This window comes from Promicromonospora sp. NPDC023987 (assembly GCF_040639055.1).
GTDB lineage: Bacteria > Actinomycetota > Actinomycetes > Actinomycetales > Cellulomonadaceae > Promicromonospora.
Genome location: NZ_JBEZZF010000046.1, coordinates 19,786 through 41,200 on the forward strand (window position 1 = coordinate 19,786; position 21,415 = coordinate 41,200).

Genomic DNA, 21,415 nt, shown 5'->3' on the forward strand with positions numbered 1-21,415 from the left:
GGGCGGCCGCGTCCGGCGGATTCGCCGCAGGTCAGGTACGCCCTTGGGGGACGCGGAGAGCCCGCGTCTCGGGTAGTTGCACGGAGCGTGCCGATGGGTCAGCCGACCGAGCGTGACGAACCGCTCGAGCCGACGTCAGACGAGAACGCTGGGGCACGACCTGCCCCGGTGACACCTCCCCGCTTGTCCCAGACACGCCCTGGCAGCGTGCCGAGACAGGTGACGAAGCCCCCGAGACGGCCGACGGACCCCGGGGCAGCGCAATCTTCAGTACCGGCCGGTCAGCCGACCGCTCAGCCGGCCCCCAGATCCCCAGAGAAGGCCCAGCCAGTGACCCCTTCGGAGCAGTCCGAGGCCCCCCAGGCCCCGCGCCCGCCCGTAGTGCCGCCCGCAGCAGCGCCTGCGGCAGCCGAGAGCGCCCCCCAGAGCACGGCGCCGGGCGCCGGAGTGCCGGACGGCACCCCGAGCAAGCCCGCGCCCTCGACCCCGCCGGCGCCTACGACCAAGCCGGTGCCCGCCAAGGAGTCGACCGATCCGAACCCGGACGGTCCTGACCCGGTAGAGGTGCTGCAGACCGTCGTGGAGAAGCTCGCGACGCCGTCGACCAAGGCGTCCACGGCGCCGAGGAACGGATACACGCCGCGCGTCTTCGCGTTCGACCGTCCACCAAAGACCGCGCCCGCGGCGAAGATCGCCGAGAGCCCGAGCGCGGGGCCGCAGAGCCCTGTGCCGCCAGCCGCGGCGCCGGCTGTGCCAGCGGCTGCCTCGACGCCTGCGGCTGGTGCGGCGGGAGCGGCAGCGGCCGCGGTAGGAGCAGGCGCGGCGGCCGCAGCCGCAGCCCAGGCTTCCGCTGTCCCTGGTCCCGCGCCCGTTGGCCCTGCGCCCGCTGGCTCCGCGGCCCCGGCGCCGGCATCCCCGGCGCCCGCAGCCCCGGTTCCCGCCGACTCTCCGTCCCCTGGTCGTGCGCCCGCGGGCCCTCCGGCCGTTGCGGCCTCGTCCGCGGCTCCCGCTGCGGTCGCTGCCTCGAACACCGGTGCGCCCGACGGCGCCGCGCGTCCGACCGCTCCGGACACCGCGACCGGCTCCGTAGCCCCCGACAGGGCGGCGTCGAGCACGGCACCAGCGAAGCCGGCGTCGCAGAGCCCCGCACCTCAGAAGCCAACGTCTGACGGACCTGCGCCTCGGGAGTCAGCACCTGACAGCCCGGCGCCCCAGAGGCCGGCATCCGAGAAGCCAGCACCCAGCACGGCAGCGGCAGCCGGTGCGGCAGCGGCCGGCGCAGCAGCAGCCGGCGCAGCCGCAGCGAGCGCTGTTCCGACGCCGGGGCCGCCCGTGCCAGGGTCGGCCACCCCGTCCCCGCCGTCGGCACCGCCGTCGGTCCAGCCCCGATCGCTCATCCCGCCGTCGAGCGCGGTGCCGCCCGCTGCGGTGGGTCCCGGTGCGGTGCCCCCGCCGCACACGGGCCAGAACCCCTTCCTCAAGCCGCTGACCGGGGCGATCCAGCGGGTGTCCCGCCCGCTGGCCGGTACGCGCTGGTCGCCCGTGCGCCCCGAGGAGACGTCGATGATGGCCTCCGCACAGGGTCCCGCGACGCCGAACGGCCAAGGCCCCGCCGGTCCGTTCGGCCCCGCCGGTCCGAACGGCCCTGCGGGTCCGAACGGCCCCGGCGGCCCCGGCCCTCACGGTCCCGACACCCCCCACGGTCCCAACGGCCCGACGGGCTCGGGCGGTTCCGGCGCGGGGGAGTTCTTCGGCCTTGCCGGCGACGGCGCCCCGCGTCGCGGCCCCAAGGTCGCACTGCTCTCGGTGCTGGCCGTCGTCGTGCTGTTCGGCATCTACGCCCTGGCGGCGTGGGGCGTGAGCGACACCACGCCCCGCGACACCACTGTGGCAGGCGTCGACGTCGGCGGCATGACGCAGGCCGAGGCGGCGTCCGCGCTCACCGAGCAGCTGGCCCCGCGGGTCAAGGAGCCGATCGAGCTCACCGCGGGTGAGGGCAAGGCGCAGCTCTCTCCCGAACCGAGCGGCCTCTCGGTCGACGCCGAGGCCACGGTCGCGGAGCTCACCGGGTTCTCGCTGAGCCCGACCCGGTTGTGGGCACACATGTTCGGCGGCTCCGACGAGGAGCTGGTCCTGGCTGTCGACGAGGAGAAGTTCGATTCTGCCGTGGCGGGTCTCGAGGACTCCCTGGCGGTCGACGCGGTGGACGGCACCGTCGCGTTCGTCGACGGGCAGGCCGTCAAGACGGACGCGAAGGAGGGGTCGCGGATCGTCGCGAGCGAGACCGAGCGCATCATCCAGGAGCGCTGGCTCCTCCAGGACGGTCCGTTCGACCTGCCGGTCGAGCCGGTCAAGCCGGCGATCACGCAGGCGGAGACCGACGAGGGCTTCACCGTGGCGCAGAAGATCATCTCGGCACCGGTCACGGTGTCCGTGGGTGAGCAGTCGCCGGAGCTGTCGCCCGAGGTGCTCGCCGGGCTCTTCCGGTTCGAGCAGAAGGAGGGCAAGCTGGCCACCATCGTGGACCGGAAGGCGACCGTCGAGGCCGTCGTCGACGGTACCAGCGACCTGCTGCAGCTCCCCGACGACGCGCACTTCGAGTTCGTCGGCGGCAAGCCGACCGTGGTGGAGGGAAAGACCGGTACCACCCTCGATCCCGTCGATGCAGGCAAGGCGGTACGGATCGCGGCGACGAGCGACGACCGTGAGACGTCGGTCGAGCTGGTCGAGCAGGACCCGGAGGAGACCGTCGAGTCCCTGAAGAAGCTGGGCGTCAAGGAGGTGGTCTCCGAGTTCCACACGCCGCTGACGAACGAGGCCGTGCGCACGCAGAACCTGGTGCGTGGTGCGCAGATGATCACGGGCGACCTGATCAAGCCGGATGAGACGTTCTCCCTGCTGGACGCGCTCGCGCCGATCACGCTCGAGAACGGGTACTTCGACGCCGGTGTGGTCGAGAACGGCAAGCATGTCGAGGCGGTCGGCGGCGGCCTGTCGCAGATGGCTACGACCACCTTCAACGCCGGCTTCTTCGCTGGGTACGAGGACGTCGAGCATCACGCGCACTCGTACTGGTTCCCGCGCTACCCACCGGGTCGTGAAGCCACGATCTACGTGGGTGCCAAGGACATGCAGTTCACCAACGACACCCCGTACGGTGCGGTGCTGCAGTCCTACGTGGAGGGCGGCGAGCTCTGGGTCAAGGTCTGGAGCACCAAGCACTACCGGGTCGAGGAGAGCAACAGCGGCAAGCAGAGCATCGTCCCGACGACCGTGATCCACGACTCGTCGGCGGACTGCGAGCCGTATCCAGGTGGTGAGGACGGGTTCTCGATCAGCATCCACCGCAAGGTCTTCGTGGGCGACAAGCTGGCCAAGGAGAACTCGTTCAACCACTCCTACAACCCCGACAACCCGGTGGTGTGCGACAAGCCGCGAGGCTCAGGCGACTGACCGGCGGTAGGTTGCGCACATGCTTGGACGTAGCGAGCGGGAGTCTCCCGCGCACGCGGTGCTTGCCGCGCAGATGGCGGGTTGGAACGACCCGGTCGAACTGCTGGACCTCGGCACCATGGCGGACACGCTCGCCACGGTGGCGGGTATCGAGGCGCTGGCGGCCGTTGTGCACCTGGGACACCCGGAGCACCCGGCGCCAGGCCTCGAGCGTGCCCTCCTGGAGGGAGCGCCCTCACTCATCGTGACGGGCGCGGTGGCGGTGCCCGGGCAGTGGGTGTGGGTCGGCTCGGGTGCCACGGTCGGTCAGGTGGTGATCGACGAGGCGGGCATGCGCGACTGCGCGGGGGTGCTGCGGACGCTGGGCGCGAGCCCGCGGCTGGTGCCGACGCGCGCGACGGTCGAGGAGCGGATAGCACTGGCCGGCGAGAGCGGGTCGCTCGTGATCGAACGGTCCCGGGTCCCGGCGGGATTCACCGAGCTCCCGGACAGTGCGGCCCTCGCCGAGGGCGGGCCCGTCTGGTACGGGCTGCTGGAGTCCCGCGGCGACTGGCCCCCGTTCACCGAGCCCGCGCAGGTGTGGCTCGCCTTCGGCCCGGCTGACGACCACCTCGGCTCCCTGCAGCCGACGCTCGCGCTCATCGCGGACGCCGGCCTCGACCTGGACCACCTCCGCAGCCAGCCGTCCACCGGTGGGCCGCACGTGTTCTTCACGTCGTTCTCCTGCCCGACGTCGGCGGCGCTGAGCGATCTGGTCTTCGCGCTCACCCAGCGGGGCGTCTCGCACCGCACGCTGGCCGTCCTGCCGGGCGAGGCGTTCGTGCCGGGGCCGGACGCCCTGACCCCGCGGTGGGCGTGACGGTGCCGGGCACCGAGCGCGGTACGCGGGCTGCGTACCTGGGGCCGGAGGGGACGTTCACGCACCAGGCGGCGCTCGACTGGGCGCGCCTGCACGCCACGACAGGGGAGCCCGCAGGTGACTTGAGTGCCGAGCCGCTCGACACGGTCAAGGACGTGCACGACGTCGTGGCCGCCGGCCGCGCCGACGTCGGCGTCGTCGCTATCGAGTCCTCCGTCGAGGGCTACGTGGTGCCGTCGCTGGACGCGCTGCTCTCCAGCGCGGACGTCGTCGCCGTCGACGAGGTGGCGCTCGACGTGTCGTTCGACGCCTTCGTGCGTCCTGGCCACGGCGAGCTGACCGAGGTCTCCGCTCACCCGCACGGGCTGGCGCAGTGCGCGGGCTTCGTCACGAGCACCGGGCTGGGCAGCGCTCCGGCGTCGTCCAACGCTGCCGCCTGCCGCGACGCGGGGCCGGGGACCATCGCGCTCGGCCCCACGATCTGCGGCGAGCTCTACGGTCTGGAGACCTACGCGAAGGCGGTCGAGGACTTCCGTGGCGGACGCACCCGGTTCCTCGTCCTGACCAGGCGGAGCGCGGCCGAGGGGCGCCTGACGCGGTCGCGCGACGCCGGTGTGACCGCCTGGCGGACCATGCTGGCGATCACCCCAGCCGTGACCGGGCCAGGCGTGCTGGCGCGGATCACCGCAGCCTTCGGCGACCGCGGCGTCAACATGTCGAGCCTGATCACACGACCCCTCAAGGCGCAGCAGGGCAAGTACGTGTTCGTCGTGACGTTCGACGAGGCGCCGTGGGACCAGGGCGCGCGGGAGGTGCTGAGCGACCTGCTCAGCGCCGGCGACGCCCTCAAGACGCTCGGCCTCTTCCCCGCCCGTGGATCCTTCGGGGCGCTCGACGGCGTGCTCGACCCCGACCACGTCCCGGTCGGCTCCGTGTCGTCGAAGGACTCCGGCCCGGTCCGGGACCGAGGACTGCTGTGGTGAGCGGCTTCAGCGCTCAGCGCGGCTCGGTCGGCATCGTGGGCCTCGGGCTGATCGGCGGCTCCCTGGCCAAGGCCCTGCAGGCGGCAGCCGTGCCGGTCGTCGCGACCGACCCGGCTTCGGCGGAGGAAGCCCGCGCGGCGGGCCTCTCGGTGGTGGACGACGTCGCAGGGCTCGCCGTGCACCGGCCCGAGATCGTGGTGCTCGCCGCACCGCTGCGCGCCATGCGGAACGTCGCGGGCGAGCTCGCCGAGGCGCTCGCGGGGGAGCCGGGCTGGGACCCGACGGTGACCGACGTCGGCTCGGTGAAGGCGCCGGTGCGCGAGGCGGTGGCCGACGCCGGCCTGGGCGACCGCTACGTGGGGGCGCACCCGATGTCGGGGACGGAGCGGAGCGGGTTCGGGGCGGCGTCGGCGGAGCTGATGCAGGGCATCCCGTGGGCCGTGACGTGCGCGGCGGCCGGGGCCGGCTCGGTGGGGACCGGCGTGCCCGGGACCGATCCTGCCCGGCTGGAGCAGGTGCTGCGCCTGGTCACGGGCCCGCTCGGCGGGACGGCCGCAGTGCTCACCGACGACCTGCACGACGAGGCGGCGGCCCTCGTGTCGCACGTGCCGCACGTGCTGGCCAACCAGCTGCTCGGGGTCGTTTCCGGTGCGCCGGTGCGAGACCTGGCGCTGGGTCTCGCGGCGGGATCGTTCCGGGACGGGACCCGGGTCGGGCTCACCGACCCGCGCCGCACCGAGGCGATGGTCACGGAGAACGCCGCGTGGGTGGCTCCCGTCCTGCGACTGGCGGCCCGGGACCTCGAGCGGCTCGCCGACGAGCTCGACTCCAACGCGCCGACGCACTGGTTCTTCGACCGGCCCGACCCGGTACGGGCCCAGATCGGCCGTCCCGGCGGTACGCGCGTGACGGGGCTGCACCCGGGTGACGGGGCAGCTGGTACCGGCGCCGACGTCGGCCCGGATGTCGAGACGGTGCCGCTGACGGGCGACTGGCCCGCGAAGCTGGTGGCCCGCTGCGCGGCGGGGGCCGTAGTGCTCGGCGTGGAGGACGGCAAGGCGCTGCTGCGGTAGCTGGTGCCGCAATCTGCCGTCCCCCAGACCGGGCGCCGTCTACGAGTCACTGTTCCCGGAGCGCGCACCGACGTCGATCCGACACCGCATACGCACCGCCGCGTGTACCTCTTCTCTGACGAGAGTGGAGATCTACAGTTCCGAGACCACCCTCAGGTGACGAGGTACTTCGCGGTCGGCACCCTGTTCATCGACGAGGCAGCGCTGCGGGCGCTCCGGACGTCACTCAGTGACCTGCGTGACGAGCTGGCCTGGCGCAGCCACGGCCTGGACTCCGCGTTCCACGCTTCTGAGGACTCGCAGTATGTGTGTGTCTAGAGCCTAGCCTCCGGATTGGAATGTGCGCCGGTCGCCCGGCCTTACAACGACTCCGCCAGAGCCCGGCTCGTCGTGCGGCCTGTGAAGAGGCAGCCGCCCAGGAACGTGCCCTCCAGAGCGCGGTGCCCGTGCACGCCACCGCCTCCGAAGCCCGCGGCCTCGCCCACCGCCCAGAGGCCCTCCAGCACTTCACCGTCCGGGGTCAGCGCGCGGCCGGTCTCGTCGCACCAGAGCCCGCCGAGCGTCTTGCGCGTCAGCACCGACAGGCGGACCGCGAGCAGCGGCCCGTCCTGGGGATCGGTGAGGGCACGCGGCGGCGCCACCCGGATCGCTTTGTCCACGATGAAGTGCCGTGCGGCCGCAGTCGCCACGACCTGCGGGTCCTTGCCCAGCCCTGTGGCGACCTGCGCGTCGCGGGCGGTGATGAGGGCGGCCAGCGCCTCGCCGTCGATGTTCCCGGACGAGCCCTCGGTGGCCTCGGTGAGGGCATTCATCTTGCCGGCGAGCTCCGCGGGCGAGTCCGCCCAGAGGAACTCCTCCGACTGCTCGGCGAAGGTCCGCACCGGCACCGACCTGCCGCGCACGCGCTCGAGGAGCAGGGGCACCGACTTACCGGTCAGGTCCGGGTTCTGCTCGGAGCCCGACAGCGCGAACTCCTTCTCCATGATGGTCTTGTTCAGCACGAACCAGGAGTGGTCGTCGCCCCGCGTGGTCACGTGCCGTAGCGCCCCGAGCGCGTCGAAACCGGGGAACAGCGGGCCCGGCAGCCGACCGCCGTCGGCGTCGAGCCACAGCGACGACGGGCCGGGCAGGATCCGGATGCCGTGCCCCGACCAGACCGGCGAGTGGTTCGCGATGCCCTCGGGGTAGTGCCACATGCGGTCCTCGTGCACCAGCGCGGCGCCCGACGCCGCGGCGACGCCCAGCATGAGCCCGTCCGTGGAGTCGGGTACGCCGGACAGCATCCGGGCCGGCAGGCGCCCGGCGTCGGCGGACCAGTGGCCGCGTGCCAGGTCGTGGTTGGCACCGATGCCACCGCTCGCGACGACGACGGCGTGCGCTGACAGCTCCACCTCGCCGGTCACCGTGCGGCCGGAGGGCTCGCCGCGGCCGGCGTCGTCGTCGGCCAGGATCTCCGCGCGGACGCCGGTGACCCGGCCGTCCGTGGTGACCAGGGACGTGACGCGGTGGCGGAAGCGCAGGTCCAGCAGACCGGCCCGGTTGGCCTCGCGCGCGGCGACGACGAACGGCTCGACGACGGCGGGGCCCGTGCCCCACGTGACGTGGAACCGGGGAACGGAGTTCCCGTGCCCGCCCGTGGCGTAGCCGCCGCGCTCCGCCCACTGCACCAGCGGGAACCAGCGCACGCCCTTGGCGTGCATCCACGACCGCAGGTCGCCGGCCGCGAACTCGACGAACGCCCTGGCCCACCGGTACCCGAAACGGTCGGGACCCTCACCGCGCTCGGCGCCGGGCGCGAACTGGGCGGAGCCGAGCCAGTCGGCGAAGGCGAGGTCGAACGAGTCCTTGACCTTGAGGCGGCGCTGCTCGGGGGAGTCCACGAGGAACAGCCCCCCGAACGACCACCAGGCCTGCCCGCCGAGCGACGCGGCGGGCTCCTGGTCGAGCAGGATCACCCGCTTGCCCGACGCCGTCAGCTCGGTCGCGGTGACGAGCCCGGAGAGTCCCGCACCGATGACTATGACGTCGGTGTCGACCGCTGCGGCAACGTCGTTGTTGTGGACGGAGTCAGTCATGAGCGCACTTTAACCAGGACATACCTCCCATGGTGCGGCCGGCCGGTCGATTCAGGGGTGAAACGGCGCTCACCTGCCCGGCGAGAGCAGCACCTGGAGGCTGAGCGCGTCCATCGTCACCGACGTCCGCGGGCCGGCCTCGTCCTCCGGCACGAAGGGGAAGTCCCAGGAGGAGTCCCAGACGAGCACCCAGGGCGCGCTGTCGGCACGAGCCTGCTCGGGCAGCGTCACGTGCGCGTCGTCCAGGCTGCCGTTCACGACCAGGAGCACGTCCGCGTCACTCGCCGTCGGGCCGGGCCGCAGCATCTGCAGCACACGCCGGCAGGTCTCGTTCCACGTGGCGGGCTCCATCAGGGTTCCCGCCCCGGAGTACCAGAGCAGGTCCGGGTCCGACTCGTTCGGCCGGGGCGAACCAAGGAAGAACGAGTCGGCACGCAGCGCCGGATGCTCCCGCCGCAGCCGCAGCAGGTACCGGGTGGTCTCCAGGAGGTCGTTGGCGGCGTCGTCCAGGGCCCACCGCAACCAGGAGACCTCGTTGTCCTGGACGTACGCGTTGTTGTTACCGCCCTGGCTGCGGCCGAACTCGTCGCCCGCCGTGAGCATGGGCGTGCCGGCTGCGAGCAGCAGGGTGCCGAGCAGGTTCCGCTGCGACCTGCGGCGCGGCGGCACGATCGCCTGCCAGGGCTCCGTGGTGGCGTCGTCGCCGGTCGGGGTGTGGCCCTCGATCCCGTGGTTCCACGACAGGTTGTTGTCCGTCCCGTCCCGGTTGTCCTCGCCGTTGGCCTCGTTGTGCTTGTGGTCGTAGGCCACGAGGTCCGCGAGCGTGAAGCCGTCGTGCGCCGTCACGTAGTTCACGGAGGCGACCGGACCGCGCACCAGCGGCGGGTCGCCCGGCCCGAACAGGTCGGCGCTCCCCGCCAGGCGCGTGGCGAGGTCCCGCAGGCCGAGCATCTCCTGCCCGCGCGCGCCCTGCTTGGGCGCGTCCAGCCAGAACCCCCGTGCGGCGTCGCGGAACCGGTCGTTCCACTCCGCCATGGGCGGCGGGAACGAACCTGTCTGCCAGCCGCCCGGTCCCACGTCCCAGGGCTCCGCGACGAGCTTGAGGCCCGACAGCACGGGGTCGGTCTGCAGGGCCACCAGGAACGGGTGGTCCGGGTCGAAGCCGACGTTGCCGCGGCCAAGGGTCACCGCGAGGTCGAACCGGTACCCGTCCACGCCGACCGTCTCGGCCCAGTACCGCAGCGAGTCAAGGGCCATCTGGATCACGCGCGGACGCCGGAAGTCCAGCGAGTTGCCCGTGCCGGTGACGTCCGCCAGGGCGGCGGGCGAGGCGCCGTCGTGCAGGTAGTAGACCGGGTTGTCGAGGCCGCGCCAGGCCACGTGCAGCCCGTCGTCGCCGCCCTCGCAGGTGTGGTTGTAGACCACGTCCAGGAGCACCTCGATGCCCGCCTCGTGCAGCAGGTGCACCATGCCGCGCACCTCGTCCAGCACCGCCTCGGCGCCCTGCTCCTGCGCGGCCCGGGTCGCGTACGCGGCGTTGGGCGCGAAGAACCCCAGGGTGTTGTAGCCCCAGTAGTTCGGCAGGTCCTGGGCGGCAAGGCGCGACTCGGCGACGCTCTTGTGGATCGGTAGCAGCTCGAGCGTGGTCACGCCGAGGCTCAGCAGGTGCTCGACGACGGCGGGGTGCGCCACGCCGGCGTAGGTGCCGCGCAGCTCCGCCGGGATGTCCTCGCGGAGCATCGTCAGCCCGCGCACGTGCGCCTCGTAGATGACGGTCTCGGCCCACGGCACGCGCGGCCGCGACAGGGGAGCGGGCGGCGGCAGCGGCGCGACGACGACGGAGTGCGGCACGTACGCCAGCGAGTCGGTCTCGTCCGCCGCCCCGTAGGGGTCGCCGAGCCACCAGCCGGGCTCGCGCTCCGTCGACACCGAGCCGACCACCTCGGGACCGTAGCGGAGCCGGCCGGCGAAACCGCGGGCATACGGGTCGATCAGCAGCTTGGCCGGGTTGTGCCGCAGCCCCGCCCGCGGGTCCCACGGCCCGTACACGCGAAACCCGTAACGCTGACCAGGGGCGACGTCCGGGACGTGCGTGTGCCAGACGCCGTACACCGGGCCCACCATCTCGATCCGGCGCTCGGTGTACCGGTTCGGGTCGTGCTCGTCCAGGGCCGGGTCGGCGACGTCGATGAGGCAGAGGTCGACGGCGGTCGCGTGGGAGGCGAGGACAGCGGCGTCGATCCCGCCGTCGGGCGTGACGTAGACCCCGAGTGGCGGGACGTGGCTACGCCGCGCCGATGGACGGATGAGCGGCCGGACTACTGGCCGCGGCGCCGGGTCGCCCGGCGCCCGCTGCGGTTCTGCTCGGGGTGACTGCACCATGCGCCCAATCGTTGCAGGCCCGTCTGTGGACCGGATCCGTCACACGCCGCCCGACGTCGTACCGTTTACTCCATGCGCATAGTGGTCACCGCCAAGTACGTCCCGGACATCAACACCGAGCGCGGTTTTGAGGACTGTCGGGTCGTGCGCGACGCAGGCGAGGGCACCCTCAACGAGCTGGACGAGAACGCCATCGAGGCCGCCCTGCGGCTCGTCGAGGCGGAGCGCGCGTCCGGCGGCATCGGGCCGGACGACGGCGAGGTGATCGTCGTCACGATGGCCGGACCCGACGGCGACGTCGCACTGCGCAAGGCGTTCCAGCTCGGCGTGGACCGCGGCATCCGCGTGACCGACGACGCCCTGGCCGGCTCCGACTACTTCGGCACCGCCGCCGTGCTCGCCGCCGCCGTCCGCAAGCTCGGCGAGCATGCCCCGGTCGACCTCGTGGTGACGGGTATGGCCGCACTCGACGGCCTCGGCTCCGTGGTCCCGACGCTGCTCGGCGCCGAGCTCGGGCTGCCGACCCTGAACCTCGCCAAGAAGGTCGAGCTCGGGCCGGCCGAGGGCTCGGCGCGCACGCTCACGATCACCCGCGAGATCGACGACGCCACCGAGCGGCTGTCCGCCCCGCTGCCCGCCGTCCTGTCCGTGACGGACGCGGCCAACCAGCCGCGCTTCCCGGGCTTCAAGCTCATCATGGCGGCCCGCACCAAGGAGATCGAGGTGTGGTCGCCGGCCGACCTCGGGCTCGACCCCGCGGTGGCAGGCGTCGCGGGCGCCCGCACCCGGGCGCTGTCCGCGGCCCCGCGCCCGGAGCGCGCCGAGCCCGAGATCGTCACCGACAAGGGCGAGGGCGGCGTGGCGCTGGCCGACTTCCTGATCCGCAACGACCTGGTCTGAGCCGGGCCTGATCCGCCCGACCCCAGCCTGAAAGGCACGTGATGACGAACCGCACAGTCCTGGTCCTGCTCGAACCCGCTACCGAGGTCCGCACCAGCGTCCTCGAGCTGCTCACCATCGCACGCGGCCTCGGCCGGGTCGAGGCAGTCGCCATGGAGGCCCCGACCGTCGAGGTGCTCGCGCAGCTCGGCGCGTACGGCGTCGGCTGCGTCCACCAGGCGGAGATCGCGCGCGCCGGCGTCCACGTGAGCGGCGACGAGCGGCACCTGCCCGCCGTCGTCGCAGCGGGTCTGGCTGCCGCCGTACGCCACACCGACGCCGACGTCGTGCTGCTGCCCACGTCGTTCGCCGCGAAGGAGGCCGCGGCGCTCGCGGCCCACGAGCTCGGTGCGGGGCTCGTCATCGACGCCGCCGCCGTGCGCGAGGCCGACGGCCGGATCGTGGCGGGCAAGCGGGTCTTCGCCGGCGCGTGGGACACGGAGTGCGCGGTCACCACCGACGTCGCAGTGGTGACGGTCCGGGCCAACTCGGCGGTCGCGCAGCCTGCCGAGGCCGCCGTCGAACCGGTGACAGAGGGCTTCGCCGTCGAGGTGGCGCCGTCGCCGGTGGCGCTCCTGTCGCGCGAGGTCAAGGCCGACACGAGCGGCCGGCCGCCCCTCGACCAGGCGGCGGTGGTCGTGGCGGGCGGACGCGGTACCGACGGCGACTTCGGACCCGTCGAAGACCTCGCGGACGCCCTCGGCGCGGCCGTCGGCGCGTCCCGCGACGCGGCGTTCGAGGGCTGGTGGGACTCCTACGTGGGGCAGACCGGCGTCACCGTGGCGCCGCGGGTCTACATCGGCGCGGGTATCTCGGGCGCCCCGCACCACCGCGGCGGCATGCAGGCGTCCCAGGTGATCGTGGCCGTGAACAGCGACCCGGAGGCGCCGATCTTCGAGATCTGCGACTTCGCCGTGGTGGGCCAGCTCGCCGACGTGCTCCCGCAGGCCGCGGCGGAGATCCGCAAGAGGAGGCCCTGAGGCGGCCGGCTGGGTCGCCGGTTTGGACGGCTCTCTTCGAGGCCTAAGTTACTTCGCTTTGGGCGCCCTCAAAGCGAAGTAGCTTAGGCCTCGAAGGGGCGGGCGGCGGGCAAGGCCCCGCGTGGCGCGTGGTGGAATGGCGGGATGGAGCAGTTGCGGACAAGGGCCGGTCAGGGCTCGCTGGTGCCCGCCGAGCGGCGGCGGACGGCGCGGCATCTCCTGCTCGACGGGTTCGGGCTGGTCGCGCAGGAGCGCCTCGCGGAGTCACGCGTGGTGGTCGTGGGCGCGGGTGGGCTCGGGTCGCCGGTGCTGCAGTATCTCGCCGCGGCCGGCGTCGGCACGCTGGGCATCATCGATGACGACGTCGTCGAGGCGTCCAACCTGCAGCGACAGGTGCTGCACTCGGTCGCCGACGTCGGGCGGGCCAAGACGGAATCGGCAGCCGACGCGCTGCGCGGGCTGGCCCCCGGCGTCGAGGTGATAGCGCACCCTGAGCGGCTGACCCGCGACAACGCCGCAGCGATTCTCGGCGGATACCACCTGGTGGTCGACGGTTCGGACACGTTCGAGACGCGGTATGCCGTGTCCGATGCCGCGGCGAGCCTCGGCCTGCCCGTCGTCTGGGGCACCGTGCTGGGCTGGGACGGCCAGGTGAGCGTCTTCTGGTCGGCGGCGCCGGACGGACGGGCGATCACCTACCCGGACGTGTACGGCCCGCAGCCGTCCGAGGGGGACTCGTGCTCGACCGTCGGCGTGCTGAGCCCGGCGTGCGGCGTCGTGGGCTCGACGATGGCGGTCGAGGCGGTCAAGGTTCTGACCGGCACCGGTGATCCGGCGCTGGGACGGCTGCTCGTCTACGACGCGCGCACCTCCGCGTGGGACACGGTCGAGCTGGCCCCGGTGCCGTCTGGCCCGGCTGCCCTGGCCGCTGCACCGTTGACGGTCGCTGATCCGACGGCGTCCGACGGGCCGGTGACCGCCGCCGAGCCGCCGGCGTCCGCCGAGCCCGGCGTCCTGCTGCTCGACGTCGGTCTCCGGCCCGGCGCCGTGCCGGGTGCGGTGTTCGTGCGGCTGGAGGACCTGGCGGCCGGAAACCTGCCCCCCGAGCTGCTGGACCACCCGGTCGACGGGCCGGTCGTCGTGGTCTGCGAGCGCGGCCTGCGGTCGCGCGGCGCGGAGCAGCTCCTCCGCGCCGACGGGTGGCGCGACGTCACGAGCCACGCCATGCTCGGATGATCACCCACCTGGACACGTCCCGTTCACCTGGACGTACCAGACCTTTCGCGGGTGAGACACCGCCTGCTCCTAGGTTGACGTCGACCTACCCCCCAGCTCGGACCGGAGAACCTCCGATGACGATCGCTCCTGAACATCGCCAGCTGCTGACGGTGCACACGCACGCGCGTGGCAAGCGCAGCCCCGTCACCTGCCGTCTCAAGTGCAACGACGCGTGCCTTCACCCCGCTCCCAACGAGAGCGCCAACGAGTACTTCAAGGACGTCGTGAGCTCGGTGCTGTCCCGCCGCGCGATGCTGGGCACCATGGCGGTCGCCGCCGGCGCCGTGGTCATCGGCGCGCAGGGTGTCGGCGCGCCGTCGGCCGCCGCCGCGACGATGCCGGAGGGGCGGTTCCCCGGCCACGGCCACGGCAAGGGCCTCGCCTTCGGTGCGATCGACCCGCAGCACGTCGACGTCGACCAGCTCGTGGTGCCGGACGGCTACACCTGGGAGCCGATCATCCGCTGGGGTGACCCGATCCTCCCGGGTGCCCGCACCTTCGACCCGAACAACCAGTCGCCGGAGCAGCAGGCCAAGCAGTTCGGCTACAACTGCGACTACCTCGACATCCTGCCGTTCGACGCGGGCGACGAGCGCCGCGGCAACCGTGGGCTCCTCGTGTCGAACCTGGAGTACACGAACGCGTCGGTCATGTTCCCGGCCACGGAGAAGTACTGGGAGACCGACGGCGACGGGAACGTCACCGGAGACAAGAACGCCTACGCCCGTGCCATCGAGCGCGCCGCACACGGCATGGCGGTCGTCGAGGTCCGGCGGCGGGCCCCCGGCAAGCCCTGGTCGTACCAGCGGATCAGCCCGGTCAACCGCCGCATCCACATGGACACCGAGTTCGTCATCGACGGGCCGGCCGCCGGCACGGACCTGATGAGGACGACCGCCGACCCGTCGGGCACCCGCGTGCTCGGCACCATGAACAACTGCGCGGGCGGCACCACACCGTGGGGCACCGTCCTGTCGGGCGAGGAGAACTTCAACGGCTACTTCGTGGCCGCCGGAGCCAACCCGACCGCTGACGCCCGCTACGGTCTCGGCCGCTCCACCAGCTACGGCTGGGAGGCCGACGACCCGCGCTTCGGCGGCGGCGCCGGGTTCGAGAACGAGTCCAACCGCTTCGGCTGGATCGTCGAGCTCGACCCGCACGACCCGTCGGCACCGCCCGTGAAGCACACCGCCATGGGCCGGTTCAAGCACGAGGGCGCCAACGTCACCCTGTCCCGCCGCGGGCACGCCGTCGCCTACATGGGTGACGACCAGGCGTTCGACTACATCTACAAGTTCGTCTCCAAGGACCGGGTCGCCAAGGGCAGCTCCCGGCGGGCGCGGGAGCACAACAAGACGCTGCTCTCGGAGGGCGACCTGTACGTCGCCAGGCTCACCGGCGACTCGCCGGCCGCCGAGATCGACGGCTCAGGGGCGCTCCCGTCCGACGACGCCTTCGACGGCTCCGGCGAATGGCTGCCCCTGGTGCTCGACGGCGCCAGCCAGGTGGACGGCATGTCCGTCGAGGAGGTGCTGATCTACACGCGCCTGGCGGCGGACACCGTCGGCGCCACCAAGATGGACCGCCCCGAGGACGTCGAGATCAGCCCGGTCACCGGCCGCATCTACGTCGCGTGCACCAACAACTCGGGCCGCACCCCGGGCAACGCCGTCGAGGGTGCCACCGAGGCCAACCCGCGTACCCACAAGGTCGTGAACGGTGCCACCACCAACGGCAACCGGGACGGCCACGTCGTCGAGATCATCCCCTCGGGCGACCAGACCTCCACCCGCTTCACGTGGAACCTGCTGCTCGTCGCGGGCGACCCCAGCGTCGAGGGCACCTACTTCGGCGGCTACCCGCGCGACCGGGTCTCGCCCATCTCCTGCCCCGACAACCTGGCGTTCGACGCCGAGGGCAACCTCTGGATCTCGACGGACGGGCAGCCCAGCTCCAGTGGCATCGCCAAGTGCGACGGCCTGTTCAAGGTGCCGGTGGCGGGCCGCGAGCGAGGGCACGTGCAGCAGTTCCTCTCGGTGCCCGCCGGCGCCGAGACCTGCGGCCCGGTCATCGACTCCCGTGACGGCATGGTCTACGTGAACGTGCAGCACCCGGGCGAGGACGGCACGTACGACGCACCGCAGTCGTTCTTCCCGGACTACATCGCCGAGGGAGCGCGGGTCGAGGCCGGCGACTTCCGGGGTCCGCGTCCGACCGTGGTGCAGGTCTACCGCGACCGAGGCCGCGGCAACGGCCACGGGCACGGCAACGGGCACGGCAACGGCCGTCCCAGCCGCTGACGACGGACCGCTCACCCCGCTGACCGTTGAGTGCTGGCTATGTGTCGTCCCGAGCAGGGATTACCAACAGATAGCCAGCACTCAACGATCAGCGGGGGCCACGTCGCGTCATTTCACATCCCCGGGATGCGATTTGGGGCTCGCGGCGTTCGTAGACTTGATGACCGTGACCACCCCGCCCCCCGAGCCCGCGCGCGCACCCATGACGGTGAGCGGCGCGCACGGCACCCCGCCCCGCGAGCCGGACGGCGCGTACCTCGACCACGCAGCGACCACGCCGATGTCGGCGGCGGCGCTCGCGGCGTTCGTGGCCGTGGCGCAGCGCACCGGCAACGCGTCGTCGCTGCACTCCGCGGGCCGCACGGCACGGCGCACCGTCGAGGAGGCGCGGGAGACGCTCGCGAAGGCGCTCGGCGCGCGGCCCAGCGAGGTCATCTTCACCTCGGGCGGCACCGAGGCCGACAACCTGGCGATCAAGGGCATCTTCTGGGGTCGGCGCGCGCAGGACACGCGTCGCAGCCGGGTGCTCGTCTCCGCCGTCGAGCACCACGCGGTGCTCGACCCGGCGTTCTGGCTTGCCGGCCACGCAGGCGCCGAGATAGTGCTGCTGCCCGTCGACGGCGAGGGTCGGCTCGACCTGGACGCCCTGCGCGCCGAGCTCGCCGCGCACGCCGACGAGACCGCGCTGATCAGCGTCATGTGGGCCAACAACGAGGTGGGCACGCTCCAGCCCGTCCGTGACGTCGTGCGCGCGGCGCGCCCGTACGGCATCCCGGTGCACACCGACGCCGTCCAGGCGGTGGGCCAGACCGAGGTCGACTTCACCGAGTCGGGCGTCGACGCCATGACGGTGAGCGGTCACAAGCTGGGCGGCCCAGTCGGCGTCGGCGCCCTGCTCGCCAAGCGCGACCTCGCGCTCGACGCCGTCCTGCACGGCGGCGGCCAGGAGCGCGGCGTGCGCTCCGGCACGCTCGACGCGGCATCGATAGCGGCCTTCGGCGTCGCCGCGCACCACGCCGTCGGATGCATGCCGGAGCGTTCTGCCCGGCTCGCCGCGCTGCGCGACGACCTCGTCGCCCGGGTGCGCGCAGCGGCGCCCACCGCCGTGCTGCGCGGCCCGGAGCCGAAGCCCCACGCCGTGCACGACTCCGGCGCATCGCGTGGGCCCCAGGAACCGGTCGACCGGCTGCCCGGCAACGCGCACTTCACCTTCCCCGGCGCCGAGGGCGACTCGCTGCTGTACCTGCTGGACTCGGCGGGAGTGCAGGCGTCGACCGGTTCGGCGTGCCAGGCGGGCGTGCCGCAGCCCTCGCACGTGCTCCTGGCCATGGGTGTCCCCGAGACCGAGGCCCGGGGTGCGCTGCGGTTCACGCTCGGGGCCACGTCCACAGCGGCCGACGTCGACCGCCTGGTCACCGCGCTGCCCCAGGTCGTGGCGCGGGCGCAGGCCGCAGGACTGGTGTCCGGCCGTTCGATCGGAGGTATGCGATGAGGGTGCTCGCCGCGATGTCAGGTGGTGTGGACTCCGCGGTCGCCGCGGCGCTCGCCGTCGAGGCGGGGCACGACGTCGTGGGGGTGCACATGGCGCTGTCCCGGAACCGCGACCAGTTCCGCACCGGGTCGCGCGGCTGCTGCTCCATCGAGGACGCGGGCGACGCCCGCCGTGCCGCCGACGTGCTCGGCATCCCCTACTACGTGTGGGACCTGTCCGAGCGCTTCGAGGACACCGTGGTGGCCGACTTCCTGTCGGAGTACGAGGCGGGCCGCACTCCCAACCCGTGCGTGCGCTGCAACGAGCACATCAAGTTCGAGGCGCTGCTCGACAAGGCGACGGCCCTCGGGTTCGACGCCGTCGCGACCGGCCACTACGCGCGGATCGAGACGCGCCAGATCGCGCTGCCCGACGGCGGCCGGCGCACCGTGCGCGAGCTGCACCGTTCGCCGAACGACGCCAAGGACCAGTCGTACGTGCTGGCGGTGGCGGGAGCCGACCGGCTCGCCCGCGCGATGTTCCCGCTCGGCGGGTTCGCGTCCAAGGACGAGGTACGGGCCGAGGCCGCGCGCCGTGGCCTGTCGGTGTCGGCGAAGCCCGACTCCTACGACATCTGCTTCGTGGCCGACGGCGACACCCGCGGCTTCCTGCAGTCCCGCCTCGGCTCCCGGCCCGGCGAGGTGGTGGACACCGCGGGCGAGGTGGTGGGCGAGCACGACGGCGCGTACTCGTTCACCGTGGGCCAGCGCAAGGGGCTCGGTCTGGGGCGCCCGGCCGCCGACGGCAAGGCGCGGTACGTGGTCGACGTGCAGCCCGCGACGAACACCGTGGTCGTGGGACCCGCGGAGCTGCTGAGCGTGGACCGGATCACGGGGGAGAAGGCGCTGTGGTTCGACGGCGTGCTCCCGACCCCGTTGGTCGACCCGACCCCCTTGGTCGAGCCTGTCGAGACCCCCGCCGACATCGTCCCCGACGCCGACGGCTGGTTCGACGCCGAGGTGCAGGTCCGCGCGCACGGTGCACCGGTCCCGGCGCGGGTGCGGTCAGTCGCCCTCCCCGGTGACGCGTATGGTGACGACGTCCCGGAAGGCGAGCGACCGGCGTCGGCCGCTGACGGTTCCGGCCAGGCCGCTCCCGCGATGGAGATCGAGCTGACCGGTGCGCCCTTGCGCGGTGTCGCACCGGGCCAGTCCGTAGTGGTGTACCGCGGCACACGCGTGCTGGGCCAGGCGACGGTCGCCCGGTCCTGGCGCGCACCAGCACCTGACCGAGCCCGCTGACTTCGGTCGCTTGGGATGAGATCGGTCGATCAACCGACCGATCTCATCCCATCAGACCGATCTCATCTGCGTGGCGGTGCCCAAGACCAAGGAGAGCTGATGACCGCTGTGACCGGACACGGGCCGTGGCCCGGGGGCGAGCGCGATGTGCTCGAGGCGCAGCAGACGGCGCTGGGTGAGTTCGCGGAGCTGCCCACCGGTGTCGACGCGATCCCGTTCCTGACGCAGCTGACGCAGCGCGGTCCCGGCGCCGATGCCCTGGGGCGGACGGCGGTGCGCCTCACCGAGATGCCCGTCGAGCTGGGCCCGCACGGCTGGAAGCTCACCGAACGACGCGGCGCCGACGCGCGCCGGGCCGAGGCGTTCTGGCGCGAGGATCTCGGGGCGCTCGCCATCGCCGCGCACGGCTACACGGGTCCGCTCACCGTGGAGCTGCTGGGGCCGTGGACGCTGGCGGCCCAGCTCTGGTCGGCGCGGGGAGACCGCGTCCTGGCCGACACCGGCGCCCGCGCCGACCTTGCGCTCGCGCTCGCGGAGAGCCTGCGCACGCTGGTGTCAGACATCGCGGCCCAGGTACCGGGCGCCGAGGTCACCGTGCAGCTCGCGGAACCGCTGCTCGGTCAGGTGCACGCGGGTGTCCTGCCGACGTTCTCCGGATTCTCGCGGCTGCGGGCGGTGGCCGGGCCCGAGATCGTCGAAGGGCTGGAGCCGGTGCTCGCGGCGGTGCGGGACGCCGGTGCGCGGTCCGTGGTGCACCTCGGTAGCACGTGGGTCGGCGTACCGGCCGTGGTGCTCGCCGGTGCCGATGCGCTGGGCCTGGACCTGGCCGCCGTCGGGCCGGACGGCTGGAACGAGCAGGCCTGGGAGCTGCTGGCCCGCGCCTCGGAACGCGGCACCGCGCTCTGGGCCGGGCTACCGCCGGCGCAGGTGTCGCAGTGTGCGGGCCCGGCGCTCGGCGAGCTCGCCGACCTGGTGACGGTGCCCTGGCGGCGGATCGGCCTGCCCGCCACGGGGCTCGCCGACGTGACGCTGCTGGCGGCCCCCCGTACGACGCTCGGCTCGTCCGACGCCCACCGCGCGGAGCTGGCCAACCTGGGCCGCATAGCGGAGTCACTGGCGGAGCGCGCCGAGGCGTAGACGATCCCGTGCCTACGGTCCTGACTCGATGTACCAGGTACGTCGCGTCAGGGCCGCGGGCCCATCACCCTGATCGTAGATCGTAGGTTTTCCACAGGTATTGGCAATGAACCAGCCGTTTGGCAGCTCTTGGTTGCGATGATGGCCGGATGCGAAAGCAGCCTGACTACCGCACGAATCTCGACCGCATCGCAACGTGGCAACGCGCATGGCGGGACGGCACGGATCTCACGGCGCGGCTCTACTCGGCGGACCGGACCACGGGACCGGTCGTGCCTGCGTCGTTGCCCTATGACACCCGCGGCACCAGGAGGGCACTAGCCCGCGACGCGCGCGCGGGACGCGTCGAACGGGTGCGGCGTGGCGTCTACCTGCCGGTCCAGGTGGAGTCCGGCAACAGGAGCCAGGACGCCGAAGCGGCACTGATGCGTACCGTGCGTGGCCTTGCCGACGCCTCGGGCACCCAGCTCTGCTTCACGCACACGACCGCAGCGGTGCTGCATCGGTGCTGGCAGTACCGGATGCCGCAGGCCGTCCACGTCACGTACCCGGTCAAACCGAAGATCAGGCGGGGCGACGACGGCGTCCGCCGACACTGGGCAACGCTTACCCCGCGGGATCGCACGGTCGTCGACCGGATCCCCGTGACGACGCTGGAGCGCACGGTGTTCGACTGCGCCCGCACGCTGGAGCACGACTGCGCGCTGGTGCTTGCCACGTCGGCCTTCCGGCTCGGTGCGGACCCGGCCGTCGTCGGTGTGATCGTCGACGAGAACCACAGGGTGCCGAGCATCGCGGCCGCGCGGACGGTGCTCGAGGCGATCGAACCGGGATGTGCTTCCCCCGGCGAGGTCCTGACCTACCGGGCGGCACGGCTCGTGCGACCGGAAGGGCTGGAGACCCAGATCCAGGTGGGGACCCGGCGCGGCACGTACTGGGTGGACTCGGGCTGGCCGGCGCTCAAGGTGGGCCTTGAGTTCCACGGGGCGGTGAAATACTCCGGCGGTTCCTTCGGTGATCCGTCCGTACGTCACGAGGAGCGGGGCCTGCGGGCCCAGGCGCTGATGGAGGAGGGCTGGCGGATCCTCGATCTGGGGTGGAACGAGGTGATCGACCAACAGCGCCTCGAGCTAGCCATCCGAGAGACGCTCCTACGCCGCAGGCAGTGGTGACCGCGACCTTCG

The 21,415-nt window shown here is 72.8% G+C and carries 16 protein-coding genes; 13 read left to right on the forward strand and 3 right to left on the reverse strand.

Going from position 1 to position 21,415, the window contains the following annotated elements; all coding sequences use genetic code 11:
* Positions 1 to 293: 293 nt before the first annotated feature.
* Positions 294 to 1,115, reverse strand: a complete 822-nt coding sequence (locus AB0F40_RS18875) for a hypothetical protein (RefSeq protein WP_357470879.1) — start codon at positions 1,113 to 1,115, stop codon at positions 294 to 296.
* 217 nt (positions 1,116 to 1,332) lie between these two features.
* On the opposite strand from AB0F40_RS18875, the gene AB0F40_RS18880 reads away from it, so the two are divergent.
* The 5 genes from AB0F40_RS18880 to AB0F40_RS18900 all read left to right on the forward strand — a co-directional run bounded on the left by AB0F40_RS18880 (position 1,333) and on the right by AB0F40_RS18900 (position 6,686).
* Positions 1,333 to 3,453: a VanW family protein gene (locus tag AB0F40_RS18880; protein ID WP_357470881.1), complete on the forward strand. Its 2,121-nt coding sequence runs from the start codon at positions 1,333 to 1,335 to the stop codon at positions 3,451 to 3,453.
* 19 nt (positions 3,454 to 3,472) lie between these two features.
* The gene (locus AB0F40_RS18885; RefSeq protein ID WP_357470884.1) at positions 3,473 to 4,312 is read left to right on the forward strand and encodes a hypothetical protein; all 840 of its coding nucleotides are present in this window, start codon (positions 3,473 to 3,475) and stop codon (positions 4,310 to 4,312) included.
* Complete coding sequence (locus AB0F40_RS18890) at positions 4,309 to 5,295, forward strand: prephenate dehydratase domain-containing protein (protein WP_357470887.1); 987 nt, start codon at positions 4,309 to 4,311, stop codon at positions 5,293 to 5,295. Before AB0F40_RS18885 ends, AB0F40_RS18890 begins: the two co-directional genes overlap by 4 nt.
* Positions 5,292 to 6,368, forward strand: a complete 1,077-nt coding sequence (locus AB0F40_RS18895) for a prephenate dehydrogenase/arogenate dehydrogenase family protein (protein WP_357470890.1) — start codon at positions 5,292 to 5,294, stop codon at positions 6,366 to 6,368. Before AB0F40_RS18890 ends, AB0F40_RS18895 begins: the two co-directional genes overlap by 4 nt.
* Before the next feature lie 156 nt (positions 6,369 to 6,524).
* Positions 6,525 to 6,686, forward strand: a complete 162-nt coding sequence (locus tag AB0F40_RS18900) for a hypothetical protein (protein ID WP_357470893.1) — start codon at positions 6,525 to 6,527, stop codon at positions 6,684 to 6,686.
* Between the two features lie 41 nt (positions 6,687 to 6,727).
* Here AB0F40_RS18900 and AB0F40_RS18905 read toward each other — a convergent pair whose 3' ends face one another.
* Positions 6,728 to 8,443 (reverse strand): FAD-binding dehydrogenase, encoded by a 1,716-nt coding sequence (locus AB0F40_RS18905; RefSeq protein WP_357470895.1) that lies wholly within the window; start codon positions 8,441 to 8,443, stop codon positions 6,728 to 6,730.
* Positions 8,444 to 8,512: 69 nt separating this feature from the next.
* On the reverse strand, positions 8,513 to 10,825 hold the full coding sequence (gene glgX / locus AB0F40_RS18910) for a glycogen debranching protein GlgX (protein ID WP_357470898.1): 2,313 nt from the start codon (positions 10,823 to 10,825) through the stop codon (positions 8,513 to 8,515).
* Between the two features lie 72 nt (positions 10,826 to 10,897).
* On the opposite strand from glgX, the gene AB0F40_RS18915 reads away from it, so the two are divergent.
* From AB0F40_RS18915 to AB0F40_RS18950, 8 genes are all read left to right on the forward strand, one after another.
* Positions 10,898 to 11,725 (forward strand): electron transfer flavoprotein subunit beta/FixA family protein, encoded by an 828-nt coding sequence (locus AB0F40_RS18915; RefSeq protein WP_357470902.1) that lies wholly within the window; start codon positions 10,898 to 10,900, stop codon positions 11,723 to 11,725.
* A 41-nt stretch (positions 11,726 to 11,766) separates the two neighbouring features.
* Complete coding sequence (locus AB0F40_RS18920; RefSeq protein ID WP_357470905.1) at positions 11,767 to 12,744, forward strand: electron transfer flavoprotein subunit alpha/FixB family protein; 978 nt, start codon at positions 11,767 to 11,769, stop codon at positions 12,742 to 12,744.
* A gap of 144 nt (positions 12,745 to 12,888) precedes the next feature.
* Positions 12,889 to 13,980: a HesA/MoeB/ThiF family protein gene (locus AB0F40_RS18925; protein WP_357470908.1), complete on the forward strand. Its 1,092-nt coding sequence runs from the start codon at positions 12,889 to 12,891 to the stop codon at positions 13,978 to 13,980.
* A 116-nt stretch (positions 13,981 to 14,096) separates the two neighbouring features.
* Positions 14,097 to 16,322: a PhoX family phosphatase gene (locus AB0F40_RS18930; protein ID WP_357470910.1), complete on the forward strand. Its 2,226-nt coding sequence runs from the start codon at positions 14,097 to 14,099 to the stop codon at positions 16,320 to 16,322.
* A gap of 202 nt (positions 16,323 to 16,524) precedes the next feature.
* Complete coding sequence (locus AB0F40_RS18935; RefSeq protein ID WP_357470937.1) at positions 16,525 to 17,814, forward strand: cysteine desulfurase family protein; 1,290 nt, start codon at positions 16,525 to 16,527, stop codon at positions 17,812 to 17,814.
* A complete protein-coding gene (mnmA, locus tag AB0F40_RS18940; RefSeq protein ID WP_357470913.1) occupies positions 17,811 to 19,094 on the forward strand; it encodes a tRNA 2-thiouridine(34) synthase MnmA in 1,284 nt (427 codons plus the stop codon). Before AB0F40_RS18935 ends, mnmA begins: the two co-directional genes overlap by 4 nt.
* A 99-nt stretch (positions 19,095 to 19,193) precedes the next feature.
* A complete protein-coding gene (locus AB0F40_RS18945; protein WP_357470917.1) occupies positions 19,194 to 20,231 on the forward strand; it encodes a hypothetical protein in 1,038 nt (345 codons plus the stop codon).
* 149 nt (positions 20,232 to 20,380) lie between these two features.
* Positions 20,381 to 21,403: a hypothetical protein gene (locus tag AB0F40_RS18950; protein WP_357470920.1), complete on the forward strand. Its 1,023-nt coding sequence runs from the start codon at positions 20,381 to 20,383 to the stop codon at positions 21,401 to 21,403.
* Positions 21,404 to 21,415: the final 12 nt, after the last annotated feature.

Excerpts from the sequence above, each read along its gene's own strand:
- AB0F40_RS18920 (WP_357470905.1), top strand. The coding sequence starts at position 11,767 with ATGACGAACCGCACAGTCCTGGTCCTGCTCGAACCCGCTACCGAGGTC.
- AB0F40_RS18905 (WP_357470895.1), bottom strand. The coding sequence starts at position 8,443 with ATGACTGACTCCGTCCACAACAACGACGTTGCCGCAGCGGTCGACACC.
- AB0F40_RS18930 (WP_357470910.1), top strand. The coding sequence starts at position 14,097 with ATGACGATCGCTCCTGAACATCGCCAGCTGCTGACGGTGCACACGCAC.
- AB0F40_RS18925 (WP_357470908.1), top strand. The coding sequence starts at position 12,889 with ATGGAGCAGTTGCGGACAAGGGCCGGTCAGGGCTCGCTGGTGCCCGCC.
- mnmA (WP_357470913.1), top strand. The coding sequence starts at position 17,811 with ATGAGGGTGCTCGCCGCGATGTCAGGTGGTGTGGACTCCGCGGTCGCC.
- AB0F40_RS18885 (WP_357470884.1), top strand. The coding sequence starts at position 3,473 with ATGCTTGGACGTAGCGAGCGGGAGTCTCCCGCGCACGCGGTGCTTGCC.
- glgX (WP_357470898.1), bottom strand. The coding sequence starts at position 10,825 with ATGGTGCAGTCACCCCGAGCAGAACCGCAGCGGGCGCCGGGCGACCCG.
- AB0F40_RS18915 (WP_357470902.1), top strand. The coding sequence starts at position 10,898 with ATGCGCATAGTGGTCACCGCCAAGTACGTCCCGGACATCAACACCGAG.
- AB0F40_RS18945 (WP_357470917.1), top strand. The coding sequence starts at position 19,194 with ATGACCGCTGTGACCGGACACGGGCCGTGGCCCGGGGGCGAGCGCGAT.
- AB0F40_RS18935 (WP_357470937.1), top strand. The coding sequence starts at position 16,525 with ATGACGGTGAGCGGCGCGCACGGCACCCCGCCCCGCGAGCCGGACGGC.
- AB0F40_RS18950 (WP_357470920.1), top strand. The coding sequence starts at position 20,381 with ATGCGAAAGCAGCCTGACTACCGCACGAATCTCGACCGCATCGCAACG.